The organism is Pseudomonas sp. NPDC085632 (assembly GCF_044541255.1).
Classification (GTDB): domain Bacteria; phylum Pseudomonadota; class Gammaproteobacteria; order Pseudomonadales; family Pseudomonadaceae; genus Aquipseudomonas.
Genome location: NZ_JBITSX010000012.1, coordinates 13,935 through 31,445 on the forward strand (window position 1 = coordinate 13,935; position 17,511 = coordinate 31,445).

Sequence of the window (17,511 nt, forward strand, 5' to 3'; positions counted from 1 at the left end):
CAAAAAAGGCCCCGACGTATCGGGGCCTTCATTCAGCGGCTCATCGTCTGTTCAGACGATTGTGTTGCGGCACATGACTCAGTGCTGCAACGCCGGCTTCTGCACCCCATTGATCGGGATGCGCTTGGCTTTCGCCTCTTCCGGGATCACGCGCAACAGGTCGATGCTCAGCAGACCATTGCTCAGATCCGCCGCCTTGATCTCGATGTGATCGGCCAGACGGAAGGACAGCTTGAAAGCACGTTGGGCGATGCCCTGGTGCAGGAAGGTCACGCCTTCGTTGGCATCACGCTTGCCACCACTGATAGTCAGCACACCTTTCTCGACTTGCAGCTCCAGGTCTTCTTCCTGGAAACCGGCGGCGGCAACGACGATACGGTACTGGTCATCACCGTGCTTTTCGACGTTGTAAGGTGGGTAGCTGCTGCCTGGCTCGTTGCGCAGGGCAGTTTCGAACAGGTCGTTGAAACGGTCGAAACCTACCGAGGAACGGAACAGTGGCGCGAGGGAAAATGCAGTACTCATGGTTCAAATCTCCTGAAAACAATCAGCAAGGTTTTTTGACTCCGCGACCCGAATTCGGCATCGCGTACCCCTTAGATAGGGACCGCTGAAATGATTTCAAGAGACTATTTGCAGATTTTTTTCAGGCCGCTTCGGCGACCGGCAGACCGAGCAGACGCGAGACGTGATCCGGCTCAGTCTCCCGACGCAGGACGGTAAACAGCTCGGTCGCCTCGGGATAATTGCGCGTCAGCATGGCCAGCCATTGCTTCAAACGGCCCGGCGATTGGCGAGCGGTCATCTGCGCTTTGGCTTGCAGCCAGAAGTCCTGGATCAGCGGCATCAGCTCGGCCCACGTCATCTCGACCACTTCTTCACCAGCGCGGGCGGCAGCGATTTGCCTGGCCAGATCCGGGCGCGACACCAGACCGCGACCGAGCATGATGTCTTCGACGCCACTGATTTCGCGGCAACGCCGCCAGTCTTCAACACTCCAGATATCGCCATTGGCGAACACAGGGACCTTGACCACGTCCTGCACGCGCGGGATCCACTCCCAGTGTGCTGGCGGTTTGTAGCCGTCCATCTTGGTTCGGGCGTGAACCACGATGTGCTCGGCGCCACCTTCGGCCAACGCCGTGGCGCAGACCAGCGAACCGTCCGGACTGTCGAAGCCAAGGCGCATTTTCGCGGTCACGGGGATATGTGCAGGCACAGCGCGGCGCACGTGCTCGACGATCTGGTTAAGCAGTTCCGGCTCCTTGAGCAGAACCGCACCACCACGGGACTTGTTCACAGTCTTGGCCGGGCAGCCGAAGTTGAGGTCGATCACTTCGGAGCCGAGTTCGCAGGCCAACGCGGCGTTTTCCGCCAGGCACACCGGGTCGGAACCGAGCAATTGCACGCGCAATGGCACACCGGACGCGGTGCGCGCACCGTTGAGCAACTCCGGGCCGAACTTGTGGAAATAGGCCGGCGTAAGCAACTGGTCGTTGACCCGAATGAATTCGGTCACGCACCAGTCGATGCCGCCAACGCGGGTCAGCACGTCGCGGAGGATGTCGTCGACCAACCCCTCCATGGGCGCCAGAGCAATTTGCATGGGGAAAACACTACTCAAGGAAAAAACGTGCGGCAGTTTACTGGATTGAGCGGCTTAAACCCACGACCACCTGTAGGGATCGTGTCAAGCCGGGATCTGGATCGCCGGGCCGTAGCCTTCGATGAACTCGGCCGGCATGCGCTTCGGCTTGCCCGTGGACAGCTCGATACAGACAAACGTGGTTTGCGCGCGCAACAGCGTGGTGTTGTCGCTCGGGCGCTTGAGCTGGAAATGCCGGGTCATCTTCAGGCGCTGGTCCCAATCGACGATCCAGGTCGCCAATTGCAGTTCGTCGCCTTCATAGGCCGCCGCCAGATAATCGATCTCGTGACGCACCACGGCCATCGCCCGATCCAGACGCCGATATTCGACCAGATCCAGGCCCAGACGCTGCGAGTGGCGCCAGGCGCAACGCTCCAGCCAGGTCACGTACACCGCGTTATTCGCGTGGCCCAGCCCGTCAATGTCCTCGGCGCCTACTTGCAGATCAATGGTAAACGGCGTTGCCCGATCCCAGCCCATGCCCCACTCCCGGTCAATGTATTCAACCGGGGCAGTGTAACGGAGCTCACGCTGATTGGCGCGCCTGAAGGCTGCGGCCGGCCAGCAGTGATAACACGCCATCAACCACGCGAGGGTCGGCCAGCACGCGCTGATGACCGCCGCCCTCAAGCCGCAGCAAGCGACTGTCGAACCAGGATTCGTGGATCAGTTGCGATTCCTTGACCGAGACGAAGTTGTCGTCCTCGGCATGTACGATCAGGCCGGGCATATCCAGTTGATAATGGGCAACGTCGAGAGTAGCGGCGCGCATGCCGACGTCTTGTTCGACCTGGCGGATGAACGCGGAACGGGCTCGCGGCGGCATACCGACGTAGCGGGCAAAACCGCGCAGCACACCAAGAATTCGCGCAGGCGCGGCGATGCTGACGAGAGTTTCGGTGCGCAAACCCAGTTGCACAGCGAGCATGGCACTGGCGCCACCCATGGAGTGGCCGATAACCGCTTGCAGTGGCGGCAGTTCAGCAGCGGCTTCGAGCATTGCCCGAGCGAATAACACGACATTGGCTTCACGCCCCGGCGAGCGACCGTGGGCCGGACCATCGAGCGCCACAACGGTGTAACCGGCGTCGACCAGTGCAGTGATCAGCGCGGCGAACTGGGTTGGCCGCCCTTCCCAGCCGTGCATCAGCAGGACGGTCGGGCCTTGACCCCAGCGCAACGCGGAGAGACCGAAGCGCAAAGTGATGCGCTCGGAACTGGCCAGCAGCGGCAACTCCCAATCCCTTAGCGGCAGCGACCGTGGCGTCATGAACGCCAGACGCATTTTGCTCGCCACCCGTTTCGGTGCAATCCAGCCCAAGGTGCCATTAACGCCACGAACCCACTTCAACGTGTTCATCGCTCTCTCCTCAGGCGTGCTGCCTTCAGGTCAACGCACCGCCGACTTGGCAGCGCGCAGCAATCGATCGGATAAGTCTCCCGGGCCCAGCGCCCTGGCGAGCGCCAGACCACCCACCATCAAGGCCACGTCGGCCAGGGCTTTGTCGGTGTCCTCGGGACTGGACGCCAACTGCGCAATCATCAACTCGAGGTGTTCGTTCAGCGCGATACGGAACGATTCCGGCAAACGACCCAACTCGCCGATCGAGGCTGGAATCGGGCATGCCGCGTCGCTGGAATCGCGATGTTTGCGCGAAAGGTAAAAGGCAGCGACCAAGGCGCGGCGCTCCTCACCAGTCAATTCGGCATCCATGTCGGCAATCAGGTCGCGGCGGCGGCCGAGCAATTGCTTGAATGCTTCGAGCATCATCGCGTCCTTGCTTTCGAAGTGCGCATAGAAGCCACCGACGGTCAGGCCGGCTGCGCCCATCACTTCGCCCACGCTCGGGTCAGCCGGGCCGCGCTGAATCAGTGCGGCGCTGGCGGCCTTGAGGATGCGTTCGCGGGTTTGAGCTTTTTTATCGTTCATCGTTGCCTCCGAATATTACGACTAGAATATTATTCGCATAATAATATTCTGCAAGTCAAGGATATGACCGCTGGTCTGAAGCACAGTGTAAGGAAAAAGGAGAATTGGCCAAACGCCAGACAAACAAAAGGGCCATTCAATAATTGAATGACCCTTATAAAATCCCGCAGAGCGGGTAATCGTGGCGTCCCCTAGGGGACTCGAACCCCTGTTACCGCCGTGAAAGGGCGGTGTCCTAGGCCACTAGACGAAGGGGACGCAAACCCTTCTATACAACTGATCAACGCTAAGTGTTGATCGCTTCAAGACCGGTGTGGCCAGACCTTGAAGTGTAAAATTGGTGGAGCTTAGCGGGATCGAACCGTTGACCTCCTGCATGCCATGCAGGCGCTCTCCCAGCTGAGCTATAGCCCCTCATCGTTGATGTCATCGCTGAGGACGGGGCGAATCTTAAGGGCGTATCGAAAGCCTGTCAAACTTATTTTTGAAAAAATTCAAAGTTTTTCGTCGGCATAACAATCACTTACCGCCCTCCCCCGTAAATTCGGGGGGAAAAACGCCGAAGGCCGGAATCAAAAGATCCCGGCCTTCAGTGGTTCCTGCAGAGTCAGACGTGCTTAAGCGATAGCGCCCAGCAGCTTTTCCCACTCTTTGTTTTCTTTCTTCGACACGCCGCCCAACAGGTCAATCGCCTGACGCAGACGGAAACGGGTCAGATCCGGGCCAATGATTTCCATGGCATCGAGCACCGATACCGAACTCGCCTGCCCGGTGATCGCAGCAAACATCAGCGGCATCGCATCGCGCAGCTTCAACTCAAGGGATTCAACCACTGCCTGAATCGTCGCGGTGATGTTGTCCTTCTCCCACTGACGCAGGCTTTCCAGCTTCCACAGAATCAACTGCATCAACTGACGAACCTGATCGCCCGAGAGCTTTTTCGATTCGAACAGCTTGGCATCCGGATTGACGCCACCGGCGAAGAAGAAGCCGCCCAGCGGTGCAACCTGGCTGAAGGTTTCAACGCGCCCCTGAACCAGCGGCGCGATCTTCATCATGTATTCCGGGTTCAATGCCCAGGTCTGCAGACGGCTGGCGAACTCTTCCACCGGCAGATCACGCAGCCACTGGCCGTTGAGCCACGACAGCTTCTCGATGTCGAAGATCGGCCCGCCGAGGGAAACACGCTTGAGGTCGAAGTTGTCGACCATTTCCTGCAGCGAGAACTTCTCGCGCTCGTCCGGCATCGACCAGCCCATGCGACCGAGGTAGTTGAGCATCGCCTCAGGCATGAAGCCCATGCGCTCGTAGAACGTCACCGAAGTCGGGTTCTTGCGCTTGGACAGCTTGCTCTTGTCCGGGTTACGCAGCAGCGGCATGTAGCACAGCTCCGGTTGTTCCCAGCCGAAGTATTCGTAGAGCAGAATCAGTTTCGGCGCCGATGGCAGCCATTCTTCGCCGCGCAGCACGTGGGTGATGCCCATCAGGTGATCGTCGACCACGTTGGCGAGGAAGTACGTCGGCAGGCCGTCGGTCTTCATCAATACTTGCATGTCCATGCGATCCCACGGGATCTCGACGTCGCCACGGAGCATGTCCGGCACCACACAAACGCCTTCGCTCGGCACTTTCATGCGGATCACGTGGGGTTCGCCGGCGGCCAGACGGGCCGCGACTTCTTCTTTCGACAGCAGCAGCGCGCGACCGTCGTAGCGTGGAGTTTCGCCGCGCGCCATTTGCTCGGCGCGCATCTGATCGAGTTCTTCAGCGGTGCAGAAGCACGGAAACGCGTGGCCCATTTCAACCAGTTGCTGGCAGTACTTCTGGTAGATGTCACCGCGCTCGCTCTGCCGATACGGGCCGTGCGGGCCGCCAACGTCCGGGCCTTCGCTCCAGTCGATACCCAGCCAGCGCAGGGCGTCGAAGATCTGCTGTTCGGACTCTCGGGTCGAACGCAACTGATCGGTGTCTTCGATCCGCAGGATGAACTCACCGCCATGCTGCTTGGCAAAGCAGTAGTTGAACAATGCGATGTAAGCGGTACCTACGTGGGGATCCCCGGTAGGCGATGGCGCGATGCGAGTGCGGACGGTGGTCATGGCATGTCTCGAAAAGAATGAAAAGCAAAACAATCAAGCGGCGAATGGTAACAGGCGATACCCGCCCCGCTCCAGCGGGCAGGGCATTTAAGCCAAGTTTGCGTCTGGAACGCCCGTAAAGCCGTGGTGAATGGGCAAATATCAGCGGATGGCATTTACCGTTTATCGGCTGTATGCCAGATTCGTCTGCTGATAACTTTCCTTACAATTCCTCGACTACAGTTTGCCCATGCCTGCCCAACTCAAGCGTCGCCTGTTGATTTTCCTGCTGCTCGTCCTGCTGATCGCCGGGGGCTTTTTCGCCCATTGGTTTTTCAAGGGACGCTTTTATGAAAGCACCGACAACGCCTATGTCCAGGGCGAAATCACCCGTGTCTCGAGCCAATTGAGCGCGCGCATCGATGAAGTACTGGTGCAGGACAATCAACACGTGGAAAAAGGCCAGTTGCTGGTGCGCCTCGAGCCGAACGATTTCCACCTGGCCATCGACCGCGCCAATGCCGCCCTCGCCACCCGCGAAGCCGAACGCCTGCAGGCGCAAAGCAAACTGACTCAGCAATCGAGCTTGATCGCCGCCAGCGACGCGCAAGTGGCGACCACCCAAGCGACACTTGGCCGCTCGCAGATGGATTTGTCGCGCGCCGAAACCCTGCGCAAACCCGGTTACGTTTCCGAAGAACGGGTGACCACCCTCTCTGCCGACGCCCATATCGCCCGCTCGCAAGTGGCCAAGGCGCAGGCCGACGCACAGGGCCAGCGCCAACAGGTCAACGCCCTGAACGCGGAAATCAAACGCCTCGATGCACAGATCGCCAACGCCCGCGCCGATCTGGCGCAAGCCGAACTCAACCTGACCCGTAGCGAAATCCACGCGCCGATCAGCGGCCTCGTCGGCCAGCGCGCCGCCCGTAATGGCCAAGTGGTGCAGGCCGGCGCTTATCTGCTGTCGATCGTCCCGGATGAAGACATCTGGGTGCAGGCCAACTTCAAGGAAACCCAGATCGGCCGTATGCAGCCCGGACAAAAAGCCGAGCTGACCTTCGATGCTTATGGCGACACGCCGATCGAAGCGCGGGTCGAGAGCCTGTTCGCCGCGTCTGGCGCACAGTTCAGTCTGTTGCCGCCGGACAACGCCACCGGCAATTTCACTAAAGTCGTGCAACGAATTCCGGTGAAGCTGACCTTCAAGGCTGACAACCCGCTGCACGGCAAGATCCGTCCGGGCATGTCGGTGACCGCTACCGTGAACATCAAAGACGCCCCGGACAATGGCCGGTGATTCGCTGATCCGCCCGGTCGGCGAACCGACCCGGCGCGACTGGATTGCGGTGATGAGCGTGATGCTCGGTGCCTTTATGGCCGTGCTCGATATCCAGATCACCAACTCGTCGCTGAAAGATATTCAGGGCGCGCTGTCGGCGACGCTGGAAGAAGGCTCGTGGATTTCGACTTCGTATCTGGTCGCGGAAATCATCATGATCCCGCTGACCGCGTGGCTGGTGCAGTTGCTGTCGGCGCGGCGTCTGGCGGTGTGGGTGTCGCTGGGTTTTCTGGCTTCGTCGTTGCTGTGCTCGATGGCCTGGAGCCTTGAAAGCATGATCGTCTTTCGCGCCATGCAGGGTTTCACTGGCGGCGCGCTGATCCCGCTGGCATTCACCCTGACCCTGATCAAACTCCCCGAACACCACCGCGCCAAAGGCATGGCGATGTTTGCCATGACCGCGACGTTCGCCCCGTCCATCGGCCCGACACTGGGTGGCTGGCTCACTGAGAATTGGGGCTGGGAATACATCTTTTACATCAACATCCCGCCGGGCCTGATCATGATCGCCGGGTTGATGTACGGGCTGGAGAAGAAGGAAGCGCATTGGGAGCTGCTGAAAAGCACCGACTACACCGGCATCCTCACGCTGGGTATCGGTCTCGGCTGCTTGCAGGTTTTTCTGGAAGAAGGCCATCGCAAGGACTGGCTGGAATCGAGTCTGATCGTGACGCTGGGCAGCATCGCCCTGCTGAGTCTGATCACCTTTGTGATCGTGCAGATTTCCAAACCGAATCCGCTGATCAACCTCGGGATTCTGCGTAATCGCAATTTTGGCTTGTCGAGTATTTCCAGCCTGGGCATGGGTGTCGGGCTGTACGGCTCAATCTACCTGTTGCCGCTGTACCTGGCGCAGATCCAGAACTACAACGCCTTGCAGATCGGCGAAGTGATCATGTGGATGGGCGTGCCTCAGCTGTTTCTGATTCCATTGGTGCCGAAGCTGATGAAGTTTGTCTCGCCGAAATGGCTGTGCACACTGGGTTTCGGATTGTTTGGTTTGGCGAGTTTTTCTTCGGGGGTGCTCAACCCGGATTTCGCCGGGCCACAGTTCAATCAGATTCAGATCATTCGCGCGCTGGGTCAGCCGTTGATCATGGTGACGATTTCCTTGATCGCTACGGCGTACATCCTGCCGCAGGACGCGGGGTCGGCGTCGAGTCTGTTCAACATCCTGCGTAACCTTGGCGGTGCGATTGGCATTGCTCTGCTGGCGACGCTGCTGGATGCGCGCACCAAGACTTACTTCGATTATTTGCGTGAGGCGGTGGTGCCGACCAATCCGCAGGTGGCGGAGCGGCTGGCGTCAATGACCGATCGATTTGGCAGCGACACGGCGGCGCTGGGCAAGCTGAGCGAGATCGTCCATCAGCAAGCGGCGATCATGGCGTACAACGATGCGTTTCATTTTGTCGGGATTGCGTTGGGGGTCAGCATGTTGGCGATTTTGTTGACCAAAAAATTGCCGCAAGGGCTGAAGGCTGGGGAATCTCACTGATTTTGCTGTGTCTGGTCTGGCCCCATCGCTGGCAAGCCAGCTCCCACAGGGATTGATGGTGAACACAAATTTTGTGAACACCAAAGAAACCTGTGGGAGCTGGCTTGCCGGCGATGAGGCCCGACCAGGCAACATCAATCAAACCGCCAAAAGCCGCTCGCGCAGTTTGGCAATCTCATCACGCATCTGCGCCGCCGCTTCAAACTCCAGATCCCGCGCCAGCTGATACATCTTCTCTTCCAGCGCACGGATGCGCTTGGTGATCTCGCTCGGCGAGCGCAACTCGGCTTCATATTTGGCGTTTTCTTCGGCAGCCTTGGCCATGCCTTTGCGCTTCTTGCTGCGCGAGCCCGGCACGGTGGCGCCTTCCATGATGTCGGCGACGTCCTTGATCACTCCGCGCGGCGTAATGCCGTTTTCCAGGTTGAACGCTATCTGCTTGTCGCGACGCCGCTCGGTTTCACCGATCGCACGCTCCATCGATCCGGTCATGCGATCGGCATAGAGAATCGCCCGACCATTGAGGTTTCGCGCCGCGCGGCCAATGGTCTGGATCAGCGAACGTTCGGAACGCAGGAAACCTTCCTTGTCCGCGTCGAGAATCGCCACCAGCGACACTTCCGGCATGTCCAGACCTTCACGCAGCAAGTTGATCCCGACCAGCACATCAAAGGTGCCAAGGCGTAGATCGCGGATGATCTCGACCCGCTCGACGGTGTCGATGTCCGAGTGCAGATAACGCACACGCACGCCGTGATCGGCGAGGTAATCGGTAAGGTCTTCGGCCATGCGCTTGGTCAGCGTGGTCACCAACACCCGTTCCTCGACCGCCACACGCTTGCCGATTTCCGAGAGCAGATCGTCGACCTGAGTCAGCGCCGGACGCACTTCAACCTGTGGGTCGACCAGCCCCGTCGGCCGCACCACTTGCTCGACCACACGCCCGGCGTGTTCGGCTTCGTAATTGCCCGGGGTCGCCGAGACAAAAATGGTCTGCGGGCTGACCCCTTCCCACTCGTCAAAACGCATCGGCCGGTTATCCAACGCGGAAGGCAGACGGAAGCCGTACTCGACGAGGGTTTCCTTACGCGAACGGTCGCCCTTATACATCGCGCCAACCTGCGGCACGCTGACGTGGGACTCGTCGATCACCAGCAACGCGTCGGCCGGCAGGTAATCGTAAAGGGTCGGCGGCGCGGCACCGGCCGGACGCCCGGACAGGTAGCGCGAGTAGTTTTCGATGCCGTTGCAGTAACCCAGTTCGAGGATCATTTCCAGGTCGAAACGGGTGCGCTGTTCAAGCCGCTGAGCTTCCACCAGTTTGTTATTGCTGCGCAGGTATTCAAGGCGCTCCTGCAGTTCGACCTTGATGTGTTCGATGGCGTCGAGCAGGGTTTCCCGTGGCGTCACGTAGTGGCTCTTCGGGTAGAACGTGAAGCGCGGCATCTTGCGGATGACTTCGCCGGTCAGCGGGTCGAACGCGGAAATGCTTTCGACTTCGTCGTCGAACAGCTCAATGCGGATCGCTTCCAGATCGGATTCCGCTGGGTAGATGTCGATCACATCGCCACGCACGCGGAAGGTCGCGCGGGCAAAATCCATGTCGTTGCGGGTGTATTGCAGGTCGGCCAGACGCCGTAGCAACGCACGCTGATCGAGTTTGTCGCCGCGATCGACGTGCAGCACCATCTTCAAATAGGTTTCCGGGCTACCGAGACCGTAGATGCAAGACACCGTGGTGACGATGATCGCGTCCTTGCGCTCCAGCAACGCTTTGGTCGCGGACAGACGCATCTGCTCGATGTGGTCGTTGATCGACGCATCCTTCTCGATAAACGTGTCGGACGACGGCACATAGGCTTCGGGCTGGTAGTAGTCGTAGTAGGAAACGAAGTATTCGACGGCGTTGTTCGGAAAGAACGCTTTGAACTCACCGTACAACTGCGCGGCGAGGGTTTTGTTCGGCGCCAGCACCAGCGTCGGACGCTGGATCTGCGAGATGACATTGGCGATGCTGAAGGTCTTGCCCGAGCCGGTCACACCGAGCAGCGTCTGGTGCGCCAGCCCGGCTTCGATGCCCTCGACCAATTGGCGAATGGCTTCCGGCTGGTCGCCGGCGGGCTCGAAGCGGGTGACGAGCTGGAATTCGGACATATACACCTCTGGGATCGCGGCATTCCGAGCAAAGCGGAGCACCACGGGGACGACCGCAAACGACCGGTGTCGCGCAAGAAAAAACCTGGATTGTGCTCAATGTGGTGGCGATTGCCTCACCTTTCAAGGCAAACGTCCTACATCCGGTAAAGACTCTGACACGCGCAGTCGACTAACGGTCAAGAAATAATCGGAAAAACTTACCGTAAAAGCCGAATCGCCTGTCGCCATTGTTCAGTAATGGCCTCTATACTAGCTCCCCGTTTGTGCACCGCTCTAGTGCATCCGGCTGGAGCGCGACACGTCCCTCCATTCTCCATTCAGAGCCGCCGCAATAATGAGCCTGTTCTCCGCTGTCGAAATGGCACCCCGCGATCCAATCCTGGGCCTCAACGAAGCATTCAACGCCGATCCCCGGACCACCAAGGTCAACCTGGGCGTGGGTGTTTACTGCAACGAAGAGGGGCGAATTCCACTTCTGCGCGCCGTGATCGAAGCCGAGACGATTCGCGTCGCTCAACACGCTTCGCGCGGTTACCTGCCGATCGATGGCATCGCCGCCTACGACCAGGCTGTGCAAAAGCTGCTGTTCGGCAATGACTCGCCGCTGATCAGCGCCGGTCGTGTCATCACCACTCAGGCCGTCGGCGGTACCGGCGCACTGAAAATCGGTGCCGACTTCCTCAAGCAATTGCTGCCGAACGCTGTCGTCGCGATCAGCGACCCGAGCTGGGAAAACCACCGCGCGCTGTTCGAAACCGCTGGCTTCCCGGTGCAGAACTACCGCTACTACGACGCTGCTACCCACGATGTGAATCGTGCCGGCATGCTCGAAGACCTCAACGCCCTGCCGAACGGCTCGATCGTTATCCTCCACGCTTGCTGCCACAACCCGACCGGCGTCGACCTGACCCCGGCGGACTGGAACAACGTGCTGGAAGTGGTTAAAGCCAAAGGTCACGTGCCGTTCCTCGACATGGCCTACCAGGGTTTTGGCGACGGTATCGACGAAGACGCCGCTGCCGTGCGCCTGTTCGCTGAATCCGGTCTGACCTTCTTCGTTTCGAGCTCGTTCTCCAAGTCGTTCTCGCTGTACGGCGAGCGCGTTGGCGCCCTGTCGATCATCAGCGAATCGAAAGAAGAAAGCGCGCGCGTACTGTCGCAAGTCAAACGCGTGATCCGCACCAACTACTCCAACCCGCCGACCCACGGTGCAAGCATCGTCGCTGCGGTGTTGAACAGCCCGGAACTGCGTGCGCAGTGGGAAGCCGAGCTGGCCGAAATGCGTCTGCGCATTCGTGGCATGCGTACGCAGATGGTTGATCTGCTGGCAGAGAAAGCCCCGGGCCGCGACTTCAGCTTCGTCGGTCGTCAGCGTGGCATGTTCTCCTACTCCGGCCTGACCACTGAACAAGTGCATCGCCTGCGTAACGAGTTCGGCATCTACGCCCTGGACACCGGCCGCATCTGCGTGGCTGCGCTGAACCAGAGCAACATCAAGGCTGTGACAGACGCGATTGTTCAGGTCATCTGATTTCGCTGCGTGACGAAAAACGGGAAGCCTTGGGGCTTCCCGTTTTTTATTGCCACGAAACAATCCCCATACCCTCTAGACTGCACACAGATTTAAATTGTGGGAGCTCGCTCCCACAGGTTTTGTGTACATCCGAGAACTTTGTGAGAAGCCCAATGAAAAACGACAACCTGCGCGCCGACCGTGACGATCTGGATGATTTCATCCCCCGCGCATCGGCCAAACGCGAAAAAAGCCTGGTGCTGCAAGTGGCTGCCGGGGTGTTTCTCGGTGGCCTGGTGCTGTGGCTGGTGCAACTGGCAGCCACAGCGGCTTACGCCAAACTGATGCTGGGCACCATCACCTTTGGCAGTTAAGCCAGTTCGCTCGCGCGCTGAGTGGCGGCATCGTCATAAGCGACGTACAGCGATTCAGCGATCTGGCTTTTGATCGCTTTGGTGCTTTCCAGACCGAGGACAAAACCTTCGGCCTTGCCGCCGGCGCGGTTCAATTCTTCAGCGGTGCAGGCCTGAGTGATTGCGTCGAAGAGTTTTTCGGCGTGAGGGCCAACGCCTTTGGGCAGGCTGATTTGCGCGATGCTCATGCGAACACCTCGTTGTTGCGGATTGAATGCTTCATGACGCGTACCTTTTCGGCGAATGGCCGGCAGCGCGTGTGACCACTTCCGGGCGGCCATGGTAGACCTCTGCTGCCGTTCTGGTAACCGCCAATCGCTGACAAACCACCGTCCGCCCCGAGAATTCACTCACTCTTGCAATCGATGCTTGACTTCTCTTTTTGAATCAGTAACATACGCACCAATTCCGCAATAGCTCAGTTGGTAGAGCAAATGACTGTTAATCATTGGGTCCCTGGTTCGAGTCCAGGTTGTGGAGCCAAATAGCAAAGCCCCTGAATCGAAAGATTCAGGGGCTTTTTTGTGGGCGCTGAAAAGATCAAAAGATCGCAGCCTTCGGCAGCTCCTACAGATTCAGCGTTCATCCGCAGAATCGGCAGCGTATGAGTTCTGTGTAGGAGCTGCCGAAGGCTGCGATCTTTTGATCTTCAAATAAAAAGGGCCGATCTGTACAAAACAGATCGGCCCTTTTCCTATTCAGACACCGTCGTCAGACGTGCTCGCTGGGTCTCACCTGCACCTTCGGCGCACCGTGCCCATGATCGTGGTCATCTGGCTCGATGACCGGCACTTCCTTGCCGTCGCAGTCATGCAGCTTGCCGTCGCTGAAGTAGTCGCCTTCACGCAGCGCCGCCAGATCGCGATAACGCAAGGTCCGCTCTTCCGCCGCCGCAAACACCGACTGCTGATCCGAGTTACCGGCAGTGAAGTGGTTGAAGGCCAGATTGAGCAGGATCGCCATGATCGCCGACGAGCTGATGCCCGAGTGGAAAATGGTCGCGAACCAGCTCGGGAAGTGATCGTAGAAGTTCGGTGCGGCAATCGGGATCATGCCGAAACCGATCGAGGTGGCGACGATGATCAGGTTGACGTTGTTGCGGTAATCCACCTTGGACAGCGTGCGAATACCGCTCGCCGCCACCGTGCCGAACAGCACGATACCGGCGCCGCCGAGTACCGACGTCGGCACCGCGGCGATGACCCGCCCCATGAACGGCAGCAGGCCAAGAATCACCAGGAAGATGCCGCCAGTGGCTACCACGTAACGGCTCTTGATCCCGGTCACCGCCACCAGCCCGACGTTCTGGGCGAACGCACTCTGAGTGAACGAACCGAAGATCGGCGCAAACATGCTCGACAGCATGTCCGCCCGCAGACCATTGCCCAGACGCTTGGAATCGACCTTGGTGCCGATGATTTCACCGACCGCCAGAATGTCCGCAGAGGTTTCCACCAGCGTCACCATGACCACGATGCACATCGACAGGATCGCGGCGAAGTGGAACGTCGGCATGCCGAAATGGAACGGCGTCGGGAAGCCGAACATCGGCCCGGTGGTCACGCTGGAGAAATCCGCCATGCCGAGGAACACCGCCAACACCGTGCCGATCACCATGGCCAACAGGATCGACAGACGCGAGATGGTCGAACTGCCGACTTTGCTCAGCAACAACACCAGCACCAGCGTGACCGCCGCCAGACCAATGTTCTGCATGCTGCCGAAGTCCGGCGCATGGCTGTTACCGCCCATCGCCCAGCGTGCGGCCACCGGCATCAGCGTCAGGCCAATGGTGGTGATCACGATGCCAGTGACCAGCGGCGGGAAGAACTTGGTGATGCGCGAGAACACCGGCGTGATCAGTAAGCCAATCAACGACGCCGCAATTACCGCGCCGAGCACGGATTGAAAGCCGCCCTCCCCGCCACTGCTGACGATCGCGACCATGGTCGCCACGCCGGAGAACGACACGCCCTGCACCAGCGGCAACTGACAGCCAAAAAACGGCAGACCCAGGGTTTGCAGCAGTGTCGCCAGCCCCCCCGCAAACAATGAAGCAGCAATCAGCAAACCAATGTCCGCCGGCGACAGGCCGGCCGCCTGGCCGATGATCAGTGGCACCGCAACGATACCGCCGTACATGGTCAGAACATGTTGCAGGCCGTAAGCCATATTCGCGCCGACCCCGAGATTTTCGTCCTCGGGCCGTTGGTGTGAAACATGGGGCGTTTTCATGGTGGGGGGTTCCCTGGTTTTTGTTATGCGCACACTGTATTCAATACTCGTGACAAATGTCCATAGAGTTGTATACAACTTATCGATCACAAAATGGATAGGTAGCCATCCAACCTTCTATCCCGCCGGTTCCATCCCCCACAAATCCGGCAACACATCCTTTCCTGCACCTGCCCGCGTGCGCACTAGGCTGAATTGTTCATGGCGACCGACGGCATCGTCGCGCTCTTTTTTATACATATAAAGTATGCATAATGAAGTCATTCGAAATTCAGTACGACAAAAGCAAGAACGCAGCCAACAAACTCAAGCACAAAGGCGTCAGCCTCGCCGAGACCGGGCCGGTCTTTGACGACGAACGAGCACTGACGGTCGAGGACAACGATCATGACGAACAACGCTGGATCACTATTGGCCTCAACGGCAAAGGGCGCTTGTTGGTCGTTGCGTACATTTACCGGGAAGCGAATGTTGTTCGAATCATTTCTGCACGTGCCGCCACATCGAGCGAACGCTGCGCTTATTTTCTGGAGGCTTGACCGATGAAAGACGAATATGACTTCTCTCAGGGCAAACGCGGCGCAGTGGCGCTCAACAAGGGTAAAACACGCATCACCATCATGCTCGATGACGCCGTCATCGAAGCGGCGCGTACGGTCGCAGAGAGCGAAGGGTTCGGTTATCAGACGGTAATCAATAACACCCTGCGTCATGCCCTGCTCGATGCCATCGCCAAACCGGAACAAGCCGAATCGAGCGGGCAATTCAAGAAAGGCATCACCGCCGCAGACCTCAAGAGTCTCGAGAAAAAACTGTCGGCAGCGGTCGGGGAAATCCGCCGAGTGCTGGAGCCAGACGCCAAGCCCTAAACGGAAACCGGTGCAATCATCCGCGCCAGAGCCTGCCGTATGTGGGGCAGATCCGGCAGGTGCAGAGCAAACTCGCGCGCCAGCAATTCAATCAGCTCATCGACCTGCGTCACCTCGCGCCGCTCACTGCTGGCGCCCATGCGATGAACAGCGAAGCTGCCGTTGTTCAGCGTCTTGCGCCAGCCATCGCCAGTACGCGCGACCATCAGACGCTGGGTAAACGGTGACTCCGGATGCGTCGAGACGTACCAGTTGCCAATGGTGTAATCGATGTCTTCCTGGCGCTGCAGGTCGAACAGGTACATCGGCCGCCATTCCCCCGCCACGTTGGCCTGCAGCATGTAGCCGTCGGCCTGTTTTTCAATGCGATAAGGTTCGTGAGGGGTCGCTTGCTCAGTCTCGGTATCGAGGAGCAGCGGCGCGGTCGGCACCATGCCACCGAAGCCGACATCGCTGATGTAGCGTACGCCGTCGATAGTCACCAGACTCAAACGGTGCGTACGCGCTGTCCAGCTGCCCTCGGGCTGATTCATCACCACGCGCCCGCTGATGGCCCGGGTGTCGAACCCCAGCTCCAGCAACAGGGCAAAGAACAGGTTATTCAGTTCATAGCAGTAACCACCGCGCCCACCGAGCAAGACTTTTTCTTCAATGGACGGCAGATCGATCAACACCGGCGCCCCGCTGATCGTCGCCAGGTTCTCGAAGGGAAACACGCCGGTGTGACGCAATTGCAGAAGGCGCAGGGTTACAAGTGTCGGTTCCGGTGGCGTTTCAAAACCCAGACGTTGCAGGTACAGCTTCAGGTTCGTCAGGCGTGGCTCGCTCATTGCTAAGTCCTTATGCATGGGGCCGCAGGTCACTGCGTTGATGGTCGCCATGTATACGGGATCGGGCAGTGTTTTCGACAATTGATTTCGCCAATCGCCTGCTAACGCTTCTTGCGTGAGCCGATACGAATCCACGTCGGCGCATGGTCGCTGGCATGCGGTTCATTGCGCACCCAGGCGTCTACCCCGGCCTCATGCAAATAGGGACTCAGCGCCGGGTTGAGCAGCAGATGATCGATGCGCAGGCCGGAGTTGGTTTGCCAGTGCTGGCGGAAGTAATCCCAAAACGTGTAGAGACGATCCTCGGGATACAGATGCCGCAGCGAATCGGTCCAGCCCTGATCAAGCAAACGCTGATAACACTCGCGACTCTTCGGCTGCAGCAACGCGTCCTTGAGCCAGGAACGGGTGTTGTAGATGTCCATGTCGGTAGGCACGACGTTGTAGTCGCCGGCCAGCACCACCGGGTGATCACTGCTTTGCAGGTCTTTCGCGTAACTGATCAGCCGTTCGAACCAGGCCAGTTTGTAATCGAACTTCGGCCCCGGCTGCGGATTGCCGTTGGGCAGGTACAGGCAACCGACCAGCACGCCGTGCACCGCCGCTTCCAGATAACGGCTGTGCTTGTCATCAGGGTCGCCGGGCAGTCCGCGGCGGCTCTCCAGCGGTTGCGCGTCGCGGGCGAGAATCGCCACGCCGTTCCACGAGGCCTGGCCTTGCCAGATCGCGCCGTAACCGGCGGCTTCCAGTTCGGCGGCGGGGAATGCCGTGTCGACCGATTTGAGTTCTTGCAGGCAGGCAATGTCCGGTTGCTCGCGCTTGAGCCAATCCAGCAGATTCGGCAAACGCGCGCGTAAACCGTTGACATTGTAGGTGGCGATCCGCAGGTTTTTCATCAACTGAGGCTCCTGCCCATGGGCTGTGGAAATTGTGACCGCGTGAACATCACGCCGGTTGCATCGGATCCACCCGGTGCGGCGTAATAGGCCCTCGCCATT

17 protein-coding genes and 3 tRNA genes are annotated in these 17,511 nt (G+C 59.1%); 7 read left to right on the forward strand and 13 right to left on the reverse strand.

The window, feature by feature from the left end; all coding sequences use genetic code 11:
• Positions 1-78 precede the first annotated feature (78 nt).
• The 8 genes from ACIF4X_RS11450 to gltX all read right to left on the reverse strand — a co-directional run bounded on the left by ACIF4X_RS11450 (position 79) and on the right by gltX (position 5,677).
• Positions 79-525 (reverse strand): Hsp20 family protein, encoded by a 447-nt coding sequence (locus ACIF4X_RS11450; RefSeq protein ID WP_016985252.1) that lies wholly within the window; start codon positions 523-525, stop codon positions 79-81.
• Between the two features lie 121 nt (positions 526-646).
• Positions 647-1,606, reverse strand: a complete 960-nt coding sequence (locus ACIF4X_RS11455; RefSeq protein ID WP_007913426.1) for a tRNA-dihydrouridine synthase — start codon at positions 1,604-1,606, stop codon at positions 647-649.
• Between the two features lie 84 nt (positions 1,607-1,690).
• The gene (locus ACIF4X_RS11460; RefSeq protein WP_397482203.1) at positions 1,691-2,128 is read right to left on the reverse strand and encodes an acyl-CoA thioesterase; all 438 of its coding nucleotides are present in this window, start codon (positions 2,126-2,128) and stop codon (positions 1,691-1,693) included.
• Between the two features lie 46 nt (positions 2,129-2,174).
• Positions 2,175-3,008: an alpha/beta fold hydrolase gene (locus tag ACIF4X_RS11465; RefSeq protein ID WP_397482204.1), complete on the reverse strand. Its 834-nt coding sequence runs from the start codon at positions 3,006-3,008 to the stop codon at positions 2,175-2,177.
• A 30-nt stretch (positions 3,009-3,038) separates the two neighbouring features.
• Entirely contained in the window at positions 3,039-3,578 is a 540-nt protein-coding gene (locus tag ACIF4X_RS11470) for a TetR/AcrR family transcriptional regulator (RefSeq protein WP_007913421.1), read from the reverse strand.
• 182 nt (positions 3,579-3,760) lie between these two features.
• Positions 3,761-3,836 (reverse strand) — tRNA-Glu (locus ACIF4X_RS11475).
• Positions 3,837-3,916: 80 nt separating this feature from the next.
• Positions 3,917-3,992, reverse strand: a tRNA-Ala gene (locus tag ACIF4X_RS11480).
• Positions 3,993-4,195: 203 nt separating this feature from the next.
• Entirely contained in the window at positions 4,196-5,677 is a 1,482-nt protein-coding gene (gltX, locus tag ACIF4X_RS11485) for a glutamate--tRNA ligase (RefSeq protein ID WP_397482205.1), read from the reverse strand.
• A gap of 229 nt (positions 5,678-5,906) precedes the next feature.
• Between gltX and ACIF4X_RS11490 the strand changes: the two genes are divergently transcribed.
• The gene (locus tag ACIF4X_RS11490; RefSeq protein WP_397482206.1) at positions 5,907-6,956 is read left to right on the forward strand and encodes an HlyD family secretion protein; all 1,050 of its coding nucleotides are present in this window, start codon (positions 5,907-5,909) and stop codon (positions 6,954-6,956) included.
• Positions 6,957-7,005: 49 nt separating this feature from the next.
• Entirely contained in the window at positions 7,006-8,496 is a 1,491-nt protein-coding gene (locus ACIF4X_RS11495) for an MDR family MFS transporter (protein WP_397482259.1), read from the forward strand.
• Positions 8,497-8,634: 138 nt separating this feature from the next.
• On the opposite strand, the gene uvrB is transcribed toward ACIF4X_RS11495, so the two are convergent.
• The gene (uvrB, locus tag ACIF4X_RS11500) at positions 8,635-10,650 is read right to left on the reverse strand and encodes an excinuclease ABC subunit UvrB (RefSeq protein ID WP_064116827.1); all 2,016 of its coding nucleotides are present in this window, start codon (positions 10,648-10,650) and stop codon (positions 8,635-8,637) included.
• 337 nt (positions 10,651-10,987) lie between these two features.
• On the opposite strand from uvrB, the gene ACIF4X_RS11505 reads away from it, so the two are divergent.
• Together ACIF4X_RS11505 and ACIF4X_RS11510 are read left to right on the forward strand one after the other, a co-directional pair.
• Positions 10,988-12,184: an amino acid aminotransferase gene (locus tag ACIF4X_RS11505; RefSeq protein WP_397482207.1), complete on the forward strand. Its 1,197-nt coding sequence runs from the start codon at positions 10,988-10,990 to the stop codon at positions 12,182-12,184.
• Positions 12,185-12,339: 155 nt separating this feature from the next.
• Complete coding sequence (locus ACIF4X_RS11510) at positions 12,340-12,540, forward strand: hypothetical protein (protein WP_053118898.1); 201 nt, start codon at positions 12,340-12,342, stop codon at positions 12,538-12,540.
• On the opposite strand, the gene ACIF4X_RS11515 is transcribed toward ACIF4X_RS11510, so the two are convergent.
• Positions 12,537-12,767, reverse strand: a complete 231-nt coding sequence (locus ACIF4X_RS11515) for a hypothetical protein (protein ID WP_397482208.1) — start codon at positions 12,765-12,767, stop codon at positions 12,537-12,539. The genes ACIF4X_RS11510 and ACIF4X_RS11515 overlap by 4 nt on opposite strands.
• 219 nt (positions 12,768-12,986) lie before the next feature.
• On the opposite strand from ACIF4X_RS11515, the gene ACIF4X_RS11520 reads away from it, so the two are divergent.
• Positions 12,987-13,062, forward strand: a tRNA-Asn gene (locus ACIF4X_RS11520).
• Positions 13,063-13,290: 228 nt separating this feature from the next.
• On the opposite strand, the gene ACIF4X_RS11525 is transcribed toward ACIF4X_RS11520, so the two are convergent.
• Positions 13,291-14,814: a nucleobase:cation symporter-2 family protein gene (locus ACIF4X_RS11525; RefSeq protein WP_397482209.1), complete on the reverse strand. Its 1,524-nt coding sequence runs from the start codon at positions 14,812-14,814 to the stop codon at positions 13,291-13,293.
• Between the two features lie 254 nt (positions 14,815-15,068).
• Here ACIF4X_RS11525 and ACIF4X_RS11530 point away from each other — a divergent pair, with 254 nt between their 5' ends.
• A complete protein-coding gene (locus ACIF4X_RS11530; RefSeq protein WP_397482210.1) occupies positions 15,069-15,353 on the forward strand; it encodes a BrnT family toxin in 285 nt (94 codons plus the stop codon).
• A 3-nt stretch (positions 15,354-15,356) separates the two neighbouring features.
• Complete coding sequence (locus tag ACIF4X_RS11535) at positions 15,357-15,683, forward strand: BrnA antitoxin family protein (protein ID WP_397482211.1); 327 nt, start codon at positions 15,357-15,359, stop codon at positions 15,681-15,683.
• Here ACIF4X_RS11535 and ACIF4X_RS11540 read toward each other — a convergent pair.
• Together ACIF4X_RS11540 and xth are read right to left on the reverse strand one after the other, a co-directional pair.
• Positions 15,680-16,513 carry an arylamine N-acetyltransferase gene (locus ACIF4X_RS11540; RefSeq protein WP_397482212.1) on the reverse strand — a complete coding sequence of 278 codons (834 nt, stop codon included), beginning with the start codon at positions 16,511-16,513 and terminating at the stop codon, positions 15,680-15,682. The two genes, ACIF4X_RS11535 and ACIF4X_RS11540, sit on opposite strands and share 4 nt — an antisense overlap.
• A gap of 101 nt (positions 16,514-16,614) precedes the next feature.
• A complete protein-coding gene (gene xth, locus ACIF4X_RS11545; RefSeq protein WP_397482213.1) occupies positions 16,615-17,409 on the reverse strand; it encodes an exodeoxyribonuclease III in 795 nt (264 codons plus the stop codon).
• Between the last annotated feature and the right edge of the window lie 102 nt (positions 17,410-17,511).

Coding starts and splice junctions, on each gene's coding strand:
- ACIF4X_RS11450 (WP_016985252.1), bottom strand. CDS start 525: ATGAGTACTGCATTTTCCCTCGCGCCACTGTTCCGTTCCTCGGTAGGT.
- ACIF4X_RS11455 (WP_007913426.1), bottom strand. CDS start 1,606: ATGCAAATTGCTCTGGCGCCCATGGAGGGGTTGGTCGACGACATCCTC.
- ACIF4X_RS11460 (WP_397482203.1), bottom strand. CDS start 2,128: ATGGGCTGGGATCGGGCAACGCCGTTTACCATTGATCTGCAAGTAGGC.
- ACIF4X_RS11465 (WP_397482204.1), bottom strand. CDS start 3,008: ATGAACACGTTGAAGTGGGTTCGTGGCGTTAATGGCACCTTGGGCTGG.
- ACIF4X_RS11470 (WP_007913421.1), bottom strand. CDS start 3,578: ATGAACGATAAAAAAGCTCAAACCCGCGAACGCATCCTCAAGGCCGCC.
- gltX (WP_397482205.1), bottom strand. CDS start 5,677: ATGACCACCGTCCGCACTCGCATCGCGCCATCGCCTACCGGGGATCCC.
- ACIF4X_RS11490 (WP_397482206.1), top strand. CDS start 5,907: ATGCCTGCCCAACTCAAGCGTCGCCTGTTGATTTTCCTGCTGCTCGTC.
- uvrB (WP_064116827.1), bottom strand. CDS start 10,650: ATGTCCGAATTCCAGCTCGTCACCCGCTTCGAGCCCGCCGGCGACCAG.
- ACIF4X_RS11505 (WP_397482207.1), top strand. CDS start 10,988: ATGAGCCTGTTCTCCGCTGTCGAAATGGCACCCCGCGATCCAATCCTG.
- ACIF4X_RS11510 (WP_053118898.1), top strand. CDS start 12,340: ATGAAAAACGACAACCTGCGCGCCGACCGTGACGATCTGGATGATTTC.
- ACIF4X_RS11515 (WP_397482208.1), bottom strand. CDS start 12,767: ATGAGCATCGCGCAAATCAGCCTGCCCAAAGGCGTTGGCCCTCACGCC.
- ACIF4X_RS11525 (WP_397482209.1), bottom strand. CDS start 14,814: ATGAAAACGCCCCATGTTTCACACCAACGGCCCGAGGACGAAAATCTC.
- ACIF4X_RS11530 (WP_397482210.1), top strand. CDS start 15,069: ATGAAGTCATTCGAAATTCAGTACGACAAAAGCAAGAACGCAGCCAAC.
- ACIF4X_RS11535 (WP_397482211.1), top strand. CDS start 15,357: ATGAAAGACGAATATGACTTCTCTCAGGGCAAACGCGGCGCAGTGGCG.
- ACIF4X_RS11540 (WP_397482212.1), bottom strand. CDS start 16,513: ATGAGCGAGCCACGCCTGACGAACCTGAAGCTGTACCTGCAACGTCTG.
- xth (WP_397482213.1), bottom strand. CDS start 17,409: ATGAAAAACCTGCGGATCGCCACCTACAATGTCAACGGTTTACGCGCG.